Consider the following 9,615-nt stretch of genomic DNA (forward strand, 5'->3'; position numbering starts at 1 on the left):
TTAACCCCACCTGGATTTTACTAAGTTACTCCTATTATCTCTTCTTTTCTTGTTCTCACCTATATTTTTCACCCAAGCAACATTAAGTAATGAATTATAAGCCTGTATGGCATCTCTTTGAACTAAACGTCCTCTATCTACACCAATGATAGGAACAGCAATTAATGATGTTAATCTCCATGTAAGCGCGTCAATAAAAGCAGGTGACATTAAATTGTTATTAGTGACATCTACAATTATCTTTGCATGAGCATTCTCAAGATTAGACAAAATAACTGTATTTGTTCCTCTGTTCTGAGTTTCAAAGTCTTTTATATAGTTATTATGCGTATTACTATAATAATCATTAAACTTATTGATTTTTATGGCATCTGCATTAAATAAGTTAATAACCTTTAACGCAACTTGTGGATATATATAAACATAATCCCATCCTGTTACGTCATCTTTAGATAATACACTTAACTGAGCAACATCTGTGCAAAATCCCCAGTTACCTTCACTAATTACATAACGCCTACAGTCATCATAATGAATACGACATATAGTAGCCTCCTCTGAATCTTCATCCACATTAATGACACTTGACTCATTTAAATTAGCAAGTGCCTTATTGTATATTTCAACAACGGAGGTCACAAGGTCTTAATCCCCTCACCAATAGAATCTTTCATGCGTTTTAATGCAGAAGCAGATTGTTTCTCTTGCCTATTTTTCTTGGAATCATCGTCTATTAACTTTTGAGCATCAGTCACATTAACTACGTACTCTAACCAATCTGGACAAGGCATTAACTTCTTTTTTGTGATAACAGGGTCATGTTCTCCACCAGGTGTACGGTAAACACCGTCATGGAAACCATCTTCTAAAACTCTATATGCTGGCATTACACATACCTCGAACCTGATGGTTTATATGTTCCTACAGCTGCCGTAACTGTAGCAGTTTTACCTGCTAAAGCAGCATCTTGTTTATAATTTAAAACCACCCTTAAATATCTTTCTGATCATCTGGCAGATATTTAATATGCATATAATCTCGTCACCTCTACCTGTTTCTTGACGCTTAAAAACTCTCTCCATGCACCGACCACTTGCTACGTCAAGAGTCATAAAGTATTCAGTAGCAGCCAGTAGTATTATGTGAATTTATAAATGCCATTATAGGAATACCATCACCTGCACCAATATTTCTATGTAATCCACGACTTACCTCCATAAGGAACTTGAGCTGCACCTATATCTATATCATTCTCCAATACAACACTAGTTAATACTGCACTATTTGCCAAAGCAATCACTTGTTTATCAGCAAACATCTTTTGTTCTGAGAAAATATCATATAATTATCTCCTTTATGTTATTGCAGTTTCTGTGTTAAGAATACTTGGGACTTCTCGAACACCAAAACCCCTATAACTCTCAATCTCTCTACCTTGAATATCTTTACCTGGTCGCAACCTAATAAAGTTATCTCCAGCACCCCTGTTTATTGCCTGTAAGTCCATTGCTTGTCTTACTTCTGAATTGCAGTACATATATGTATTACCCAACTTCTTCCATCTACCCCAATGCCTGTAATATGCATCTGACAGAAACTTATACACATCAAAAGTACCATCCTTTAATCCAGCAACAGGAATATTAACAATACGTACAACATAACGCCAATCTCTAATTGATAAACCCATATGCCATCTAAAAGTTTCTTTCTTGGCAAAATATGTATCACCATTAGCTGATTGCATTTGTTGCTCACCATGATCTTTCCTTGTTAAACCAGCTGTTGTATTAGCAGGATATAATAAACTTGCTTGACGATCACCCCACGTTATAAATCCATATACTCGTCGTTGCACTTCCTGACCCTCCTCCATTTATCACTTGATTAGACTGTGCATCATGAAAAGTATTTGAATCTCGGGGCTAGACCTAAAAACTCATTGTTATCAACATATGAATTGCTATATAAAATACTTGTTGCCATTTTTTGACTCATATGCTCAAGATGTCCCATAGCTTCATCTTGTCTTAACTTTGCAGGATTCGCAGAATCATCAAGTATTCTTGTATCAACAACAGACATTGACTCATAAAAACCAACATCATCTGTTATCTGAACTCTATTTGTCTTTGATGGAGCAGTTCCTTTATAATATGCACCCCAGCTACCACTTGGTAAACCAGTTAATAGTGATGTTAAGTTATATGACCCTCTATTACATTGATTTACAACTGCATCTTGTAGCATAGGTGTTTCATATGACAGCATGTTAATCAGCGGGACCATGCCCATCTTCGCTGGTTCTCTTTGATATAGATCTATTAAATCTAAGTAAGTATCTCCATGTTGTGCCATGCAGTATTCTCCGTTAAATTAATCGTCTGGATACATTCTTTTAAGAATAGCTCCAGGACTATTATCAAATTCAGGTTCGCCAGATACTGGACTACCATCCTCTTTTGTTTGACGACCTATCTTATGAAATGCTCTGATTACCTCAACATTGTTAAGTAATCCAGCATCTTGAAGGACACCCATCAACTTCTCACCACCATACTCCTTTATGGCATTGTTAGCAATACCAAACTTCTCAGTAGCATCTGAACCTGAGAAGTCTGGGTCTGCCATTGTCTCTTTTGCCATCTTTTCGTTATTAGCAATAGAATAATTTTCGATACTCTTTGCTAACTTATTGAACTGCTCATTATTTATTCCTACTTCCTTTAATGAAGGGGAAATAGAATCAATAAAATCTGAATCAAATTCAGAACCATCTTCTAATGTATAAGACTCAGGAATATCAGATTTAGTTTCTTCTTTCTTATCTTCTGTTTTTTCTTCTGTTTTTTCATCAGCCTTAGATTCCTTTTCTGCCATTACCTCAGCAGGCTTATCTTCTTTATTTTCAGGAACTGATTCTTCTTTATTAGGTTGATCGTCCTTATAAAAATCTAATGAAGCATCTTGAGACTCTTGACTAATCTCTTGTGTTGATTCTTGGCTCTCTGATTCTTGTGGCATGTTCTTCTCTCATTTGTTGTAGTTTCATTTCAAGATAATCTAATGGTGACTCCTTTAGCTTATCCTCAATTAAATTAATTACATCGTTTCTATGGTGCGATGCAGTTATAAATTCAACATTATTACCCCTATACTTAGGTCTTAAACTTGATAATAATATAATCATTAAAGACCTAAAATTAGGTTCCTTCATACATTCCTGAATTAGTAATAGCTCACGTTTTTCTTCTTCTCTCATTCATCACCTTCCATTTGAGATGATTCTGCACCGGCTTTCATAACACCTGGTGCTACCTTTGCCGCTTCAAGCATCATCTGTTGTTGTTGCTGTTCTTGCATTTGCTTTTGCTCCTGTTGTATTAACTGTGCTGCAATCTCATTTGAACGTATTATTTTTGGTGGTACTGACTCTGCTTTTGAGAATTCATCTATCGCCTGTAACTCGTCAAACTTATGGCGTGCATTGGGGAATGCTTCTGATAATCCAGCAATAAAAGCAGCTGTCCTTTCTATTGTCTGTGATACATCAGCCTTCTGAGCCTTAGCAAGAGTCGATACATACTCAACCTGTAACTCATGACCAGCTAATTCTTCCGGTGCTTCTGGTAGTAACTTAGCCCTAGCAATGACATTAAATACCCTATCTGTTAAAGGGTCTAACAATTCATTATGTAGTCTTGTTAATACAGGACCTAGTGTGATTAACGCTTCATTTGATCTAACATCAACTTCACTAGCTGTCATTTCCCTTCTATCAGAAGATAACATTTGCAGAAATAAATTCTCATAAAATGCTGTCTTTATTCTATATTCAATCTTTTCTATATTAGCAACTGCATGTGAAACATCAATCCTCACATCATAAACAGATCGTGCACCAGCTTCTGATAAGTTATCAACTTCAATTATATCACCAGCCTGAACACCATCAGGAGGTATATTTCCTGTTGATGGGCCAGTTACTAATGCTGGATTAACTTGTTTTTCTATACCTGTATACACAAGGTCTTCAATACTTTGCAACATCTTTGTATCACCAAGTGAACGTATACCTGGACACATTCCTCCGTATACATCACCCGGTATAACATCCCATCTTGCAACCATGATAGGGAATTCATCATAACCAGACTTCATCAATACCTTACCATTCTTCATCTGGTTATTATCATCACCATACGAACCAGCACTCTCATAATAAATATAAGTACTTGTGAACTTTTTATCCTTAGATAAATTTGAGTCCATTTTATTAGACCTGTTAGGCTCTATTGAATGAATAATCTTAAACTTAATCTGGTGCTTATCAATTGTATCATCACCCATGAACCCAACAGGTAGAGAATCTTTTCCAAACTTATTAACAATATCACTTCCAGTCATGGTGAATTCACGATAGAAAGTATCAACAATACCATTATGGTTTATATCAATGTAATAAGTACCCGCTGTATAACATTCAGTTCTTATGACATTGTCATAATCCTCAAATATACCTAATGCTCCTGTACCAAAAACTCCTAATTCACTGTACAGTGTATGTATTGAGTTATATATATTACTCTTTGACATCACCATTGAAACAATCTTTTCTACCTTCTCAAGCCATATTCTAATATCCGTTGATTCCATCATATCAATGCTTGATACAACAAAATTAACCCATGGCTTGGATGGTGAAGATACACCGCCCATTAAACCAGAAGCTAATACTGTTGATGCAATACTTGAGGTGTTGTTGACTATTGTTGTGTCTATCTTCCTTTCTCTAGTCTTTCCATTGTCGTCGTTAAAAACTCCCCTATATCCAAGTATAGTGCTGGATAATTCAGTCCATACATCTTCGAATGGTTCTCTTATCCTCTTTAACGACCTTAATCTACGGCATATATGCTGTACATCTGATAGCTCAACCATGTTAAGAACCTAATAAATTATTATTAGAAGGTTTAGATCCCATTGAATCTTTATTTTTTGATGGTCCAGTCAATATCGTCTGATTTTTTAATGACTTTGACTTCTTCCTCTTCTTTGCCTCCTCTCTTCCCATTAGGAAAAAAGGTGACTTCGAAGGTGCCTCAGGTGGTCTAGGTGGCAATGATGGTGTGCTTGCTCCCATGTTATCTACTCCTATTCTATATCACGGTTACATTTACGGTTACATTTACATTTACATTTACAGTTAGATGGTACGACATGTTCAGCAAAAGTTAATGCTAAAGCATTAGCACTGTTAGATGACATTCCAACTCTATTTATCCTTGATAACTTATCTTCTACAGATATTCTGTCTTTATTGTCAATCTTAAATTCAGTTGTTTCTAATTCATATTTCATAAATAAATCATTTTCATTAATACAACCATAATTGAATAACCATGTACGCATAGTGTGCCACAACTCACTAGCTGTATCTGAGTAATGTGTATTATTAATAGGTTTTTTACCTAATTCTATCTCATAAGCATTAAATGCTAATTCGGATAAACTAGCTTTAATTAGAGAACCTATTGAACCACCTGATACATTAATAATATCAGGTTTTACCTTATATAAAATATCAATAATATTGTCAATATCTTTAACTGAATCAAGATAAATTGAATATTTCTTATAACTCCTTGCATCATTACCCTTCCTAAATTGAATAGTTACTGTGTTTCTCATATAACTACAAACATCAATACCACAAACAAGACGTTCATCATTATTAATATCTACTCTACGACTACAAGAATTATCAATTATTTTATCTGAAATAGTTTGTAAATATATTGTATTTTCTTCTGATTCATCTATCATGTTATCTACTCCGGTATTTATTGTAAGTTCTGGTTCTAGTTTTTTTAGCAACATCTCTCATATTTTGAAAATTACCTGCTCTTATAGGCGTAGCAAAAGTTAATCCTAAAGCGTCAGCACTATCCGGTGACCTACCCATTCTCTTCTTCATCAAGTCCTTTTTTTCTAATAATATTCTATCTTTACTATCATGTGTGAATTCCCTTGATGTTAATTCCTCCCTAAGTTCATAATCATGTGATTTAATACAGCCACCACTTAATAACCACTGTTTCATATTGTACCACATCTCGGCACTCCTATTGGCGTACTTACCTGTACGAATAGCCTTGTGACCAAATCCTATCTCGTAAGCCTTAAAGTCTAATTGACATAACCTATCTTTTACAGGACCGCCCATTGCACCACTGTCTACATTAATAACATCAGGCTTTAATTCATTTAATATGTCAACAACCTTTGCAATGAACTTAGTCGTATCAGAAATTAATACACCAGGAAACATATACTTCTTATAACTCCTAGCATCATTACCCTTCCTAAATTGAACAACTCCGAAGTCAGGTCCGCCACGTGCAACATCAATACCACAAATAAGTGGTTCATCATCAAGAACAAATATTTCACGCTTTGAAGCTTCATCAACTGATGCTGTTGATATAAGCTGTAAGTCTGATGAACTCGGGAACTCACCCTTTACCCTAACCTTAAAGTCATCAGAATCTTCACCCCAATCTTCTTCCCATTCAGCAATCAACTCATGGTTAGTCATCATAGATTTTCTTGAATCTACCTGGTATGTATTCCAACGATGCTTATTCTTGTTAAAACAGTCGTAGAAGTCACCACTTGAACGAGTAGGATTACCAAATACAAAGTGAAATGGCTCTCCATCTGTCTTACCACCATTAGCAACAACCCATATCTCATGAGGTATCGCACTAGCCTCATCAAATATATACCATGGGGATGAACCAGCGTTGTGTAATCCAGCAAAACCCTCACTATTGTCCTTCTGGAATGGAACACCATCTACCTTCCACTCAACAGGATAATCAACATGACGTAATGCCATCTGTGATGAACTGTTGTAGTAATGAAACCAATCTCCAACTATGCAAAGATTCTTCCACTTCTTTAACTCAGCCCATGTCCGGTTGCTGAGTTGTGCCCTTGTGTTTGCCGTTATTACTCCTTTTGACATAGGCCTTGTACACATAAGCCATAAAGTAATCCATGCAGTCAATGCAGACTTACCAACACCATGTCCACTGGTTACAGCAAATTGCCTAGGACTTGTTTTGTTGATACCGTCGAATGGGTCAGCGTCAACCTCAACAGCAACTCTTTCCAATAACTCCCTTTGCCACAAGTCAGGACCTTTTCTACCTTCTAACTCACCAACACCCCATGGAAAAGCCCACAATACAAAACCAAGCGGGTTATTGTAGTAACGCGAAACTTCTTTGGCTTGTAGAGTTTGTATGCTATCCATTTGAAACTATTTCAAGTTGTTTCGTTTGATTTAAAGCTTTAGCCCGTTCTCTACCATTTTGTAACTCTTTTAATACGTCATCTCTCTCTGTTGTTAAATCATCTTTCTTATTAAATGCCTTAATGTCCGTATGATCTCCAATCATTTTTAATAACGATAGAGCATCAGGTTTTTTTACCTTACTAACTGTTCCCATCATTGTTCCATCAGGACTTGTTATGGTTTTACTGTCAATAGAACTTACCATTGTTCTCCAAACTTCCGGCCACTCACTAATAGGTAATAAAACTCCATCATCTGTGTGTATATCCTTTATATCTGCCTTATACATACCGTGAAGTTCGTTTAATACCCAGTCGCTGTCTATCTGTAATCTTATGTCTCTTAACTCGCTTAATTCCCTTACTTTATGTGCGTTATTTAGTATCTCCAACTTAACTTCTGCCGAACTGAGGTTCAGTCTCTTTGCCGTTTCTGAATAGCTCATATCTTCTAAATATGAAATGATTATGGTTTTTGTTGGTAACATTTTCTTATCCTAGTTATATTTTCGATACTGTATTATAAATGTTTCTGCATTTTTTTTTATTTTTTTTGAGTTGAGACTACCCCACCACTTCGCAATTCGGAATTCGAAACCCCGTGGTCGACTTTATATGGGAATTGAATAAGATTCTAATATTCGAATATTCAATGTTCTAATGTTCTAATGTTCCAATGTTCTAATGTTCCAATGTTCTAATGTTCCAATGTTCTATATATTAGTATATCCTTATATGCTTATAGACACAGCTAGCCCTACCAGATCACAACCCAACAACCCAACAACCCATACAACTTTATAAGCATTTGCTTATATAGACCAGCACGAGAGTGCATATTTTTAACTTGGCAAGGGCTTACTACTCTCTTACGCGCGTACGGCATACAGTTTATAGCTTAATATCAATGACTTACGAAGTTTATGGGTTGTTGGGTTGTGAGCTTGGGGGGTTGAAAACTTGAAAATAAACACGAAAATAGTCAATTTATTAACTGAATTAGGTTGCAATTAGATAGTAATGCGGTATAATAGACACAAGTTAAATAAATAACTTAAAAAAACAAACCAACAGGGAAACAATAAAATGAATAGAAAAATGAAGCATAAGATTTGCCTATCAAGCACTGATATGTCAAACACTATAATCGTAAATACTGATTTATCGAATGCTGTTTTAATTGACACAGATTTAATTTATACAGATTTAAGTGGTACAGATTTAAGTCATGCAGATTTAACATGTGCTAATTTAACAGGTTGTATTTTACACGGTACTAATTTGACAGGCACAGATTTAAGGGGTGCTATTTTAACCCGTGCTAAGTACACACCAGAACAGATTGAATCAGCAATTACCGACGAAACAACAATATTTTAACCTAGTCGAAACGCTGAGAAGCGTCTACAGTGATTAATCACCCTGTACTGATGAGACAGATTTTATTAATAAAACAGGAATAAGAGTATGAATAATAAGTTGAAAAATTTAAAAGAAGTTATTGATGATGCTTATAAGTCTGCTAGTGATGCTGCTACTGCTGCTTATAATGCTGATAGTGATGCTGCTACTGCTGCTGCTAGTGATGCTGCTTATGCTGCTACTGCTTATGCTGCTACTGCTGCTGCTAGTGATGCTGCTTATGCTGCTTATAATGCTGCTAGTGATGCTGCTTATGATGCTTATAAGTCTGATAGTGATGCTGCTTATGATGCTTATAAGGCTGCTACTGTTGCTACTACTGCTGCTACTAGTGATGCTACTGCTGCTTATAAGGCTGCTACTGCTGCTGCTACTGCTGCTTATAATGCTGCTAGTGATGCTGCTAATGCTGCTTATAAGTCTGATAGTGATGCTGCTTATGATGCTTATAATGCTGATAGTGATGCTGCTTATGAATAATAAAGAGACAGATTAAACTCAAAATAAAATAGGAATTAATAAAATGAATACTAATAAAATGGCTCAAGAAATTGTTAAGAATGATGTAGCCTCATGCCTAACTACAATGGTAACTCAGATGGTTGAGGGTGGTGCCTTCTATAAATATGATGAAGAAACAGAACAATGGGAAGAGCCTTTAGAGTTCTGGGACGTATCAGACTGGCTAAAGAAAAAATTAAGAGATAAGGGCGAGAATGTAGTTGAAGAGTTTGGCTTAAATATCTGGTGCAGAATGACAAGCGGACAAGCTATTTGCATGGATTACGTTATTCAAGATATTGCAAAAGAGATTTAAACAAGTCGAAACGC

The 9,615-nt window shown here is 35.8% G+C and carries 13 protein-coding genes; 3 read left to right on the plus strand and 10 right to left on the minus strand.

Going from position 1 to position 9,615, the window contains the following annotated elements:
- The 10 genes from K6984_RS21645 to K6984_RS21690 all read right to left on the minus strand — a co-directional run bounded on the left by K6984_RS21645 (position 1) and on the right by K6984_RS21690 (position 7,850).
- Positions 1-639 (minus strand): phage connector family protein, encoded by a 639-nt coding sequence (locus K6984_RS21645; protein ID WP_221897384.1) that lies wholly within the window; start codon positions 637-639, stop codon positions 1-3.
- A complete protein-coding gene (locus K6984_RS21650; protein ID WP_221897385.1) occupies positions 636-887 on the minus strand; it encodes a hypothetical protein in 252 nt (83 codons plus the stop codon). The genes K6984_RS21645 and K6984_RS21650 overlap by 4 nt, the downstream gene beginning before the upstream one ends.
- Positions 888-1,354: 467 nt before the next feature.
- Positions 1,355-1,858, minus strand: coding sequence for a major capsid protein (locus tag K6984_RS21655; RefSeq protein ID WP_221897386.1), 504 nt, complete (start codon positions 1,856-1,858; stop codon positions 1,355-1,357).
- Between the two features lie 41 nt (positions 1,859-1,899).
- A complete protein-coding gene (locus K6984_RS21660; protein ID WP_221897387.1) occupies positions 1,900-2,358 on the minus strand; it encodes a major capsid protein in 459 nt (152 codons plus the stop codon).
- Between the two features lie 18 nt (positions 2,359-2,376).
- Positions 2,377-3,024, minus strand: a complete 648-nt coding sequence (locus K6984_RS21665; RefSeq protein ID WP_221897388.1) for a hypothetical protein — start codon at positions 3,022-3,024, stop codon at positions 2,377-2,379.
- The gene (locus K6984_RS21670; RefSeq protein ID WP_221897389.1) at positions 2,981-3,262 is read right to left on the minus strand and encodes a hypothetical protein; all 282 of its coding nucleotides are present in this window, start codon (positions 3,260-3,262) and stop codon (positions 2,981-2,983) included. Before K6984_RS21670 ends, K6984_RS21665 begins: the two co-directional genes overlap by 44 nt.
- Positions 3,259-4,941, minus strand: a complete 1,683-nt coding sequence (locus K6984_RS21675; RefSeq protein WP_221897390.1) for a portal protein — start codon at positions 4,939-4,941, stop codon at positions 3,259-3,261. Before K6984_RS21675 ends, K6984_RS21670 begins: the two co-directional genes overlap by 4 nt.
- Before the next feature lie 213 nt (positions 4,942-5,154).
- Complete coding sequence (locus K6984_RS21680) at positions 5,155-5,826, minus strand: hypothetical protein (RefSeq protein ID WP_221897391.1); 672 nt, start codon at positions 5,824-5,826, stop codon at positions 5,155-5,157.
- Position 5,827: 1 nt separating this feature from the next.
- The gene (locus K6984_RS21685; RefSeq protein WP_221897392.1) at positions 5,828-7,321 is read right to left on the minus strand and encodes a terminase; all 1,494 of its coding nucleotides are present in this window, start codon (positions 7,319-7,321) and stop codon (positions 5,828-5,830) included.
- Positions 7,314-7,850, minus strand: a complete 537-nt coding sequence (locus tag K6984_RS21690; protein WP_221897393.1) for a terminase small subunit — start codon at positions 7,848-7,850, stop codon at positions 7,314-7,316. The genes K6984_RS21685 and K6984_RS21690 overlap by 8 nt, the downstream gene beginning before the upstream one ends.
- 598 nt (positions 7,851-8,448) lie before the next feature.
- On the opposite strand from K6984_RS21690, the gene K6984_RS21695 reads away from it, so the two are divergent.
- From K6984_RS21695 to K6984_RS21705, 3 genes are all read left to right on the plus strand, one after another.
- On the plus strand, positions 8,449-8,742 hold the full coding sequence (locus K6984_RS21695; protein WP_221897394.1) for a pentapeptide repeat-containing protein: 294 nt from the start codon (positions 8,449-8,451) through the stop codon (positions 8,740-8,742).
- Positions 8,743-8,829: 87 nt separating this feature from the next.
- Complete coding sequence (locus tag K6984_RS21700) at positions 8,830-9,264, plus strand: hypothetical protein (RefSeq protein ID WP_221897395.1); 435 nt, start codon at positions 8,830-8,832, stop codon at positions 9,262-9,264.
- Between the two features lie 43 nt (positions 9,265-9,307).
- Positions 9,308-9,601, plus strand: a complete 294-nt coding sequence (locus tag K6984_RS21705) for a hypothetical protein (protein ID WP_221897396.1) — start codon at positions 9,308-9,310, stop codon at positions 9,599-9,601.
- Positions 9,602-9,615: the final 14 nt, after the last annotated feature.

Origin of the sequence: Bathymodiolus japonicus methanotrophic gill symbiont (genome assembly GCF_019721995.1) — a bacterium.
In the GTDB taxonomy this organism is placed as follows: Bacteria; Pseudomonadota; Gammaproteobacteria; order Methylococcales; family Methylomonadaceae; genus Methyloprofundus.

Coding starts and splice junctions, on each gene's coding strand:
- K6984_RS21650 (WP_221897385.1), bottom strand. CDS start 887: ATGCCAGCATATAGAGTTTTAGAAGATGGTTTCCATGACGGTGTTTAC.
- K6984_RS21660 (WP_221897387.1), bottom strand. CDS start 2,358: ATGGCACAACATGGAGATACTTACTTAGATTTAATAGATCTATATCAA.
- K6984_RS21665 (WP_221897388.1), bottom strand. CDS start 3,024: ATGCCACAAGAATCAGAGAGCCAAGAATCAACACAAGAGATTAGTCAA.
- K6984_RS21670 (WP_221897389.1), bottom strand. CDS start 3,262: ATGAGAGAAGAAGAAAAACGTGAGCTATTACTAATTCAGGAATGTATG.
- K6984_RS21675 (WP_221897390.1), bottom strand. CDS start 4,941: ATGGTTGAGCTATCAGATGTACAGCATATATGCCGTAGATTAAGGTCG.
- K6984_RS21680 (WP_221897391.1), bottom strand. CDS start 5,826: ATGATAGATGAATCAGAAGAAAATACAATATATTTACAAACTATTTCA.
- K6984_RS21685 (WP_221897392.1), bottom strand. CDS start 7,321: ATGGATAGCATACAAACTCTACAAGCCAAAGAAGTTTCGCGTTACTAC.
- K6984_RS21690 (WP_221897393.1), bottom strand. CDS start 7,850: ATGTTACCAACAAAAACCATAATCATTTCATATTTAGAAGATATGAGC.
- K6984_RS21695 (WP_221897394.1), top strand. CDS start 8,449: ATGAATAGAAAAATGAAGCATAAGATTTGCCTATCAAGCACTGATATG.
- K6984_RS21700 (WP_221897395.1), top strand. CDS start 8,830: ATGAATAATAAGTTGAAAAATTTAAAAGAAGTTATTGATGATGCTTAT.
- K6984_RS21705 (WP_221897396.1), top strand. CDS start 9,308: ATGAATACTAATAAAATGGCTCAAGAAATTGTTAAGAATGATGTAGCC.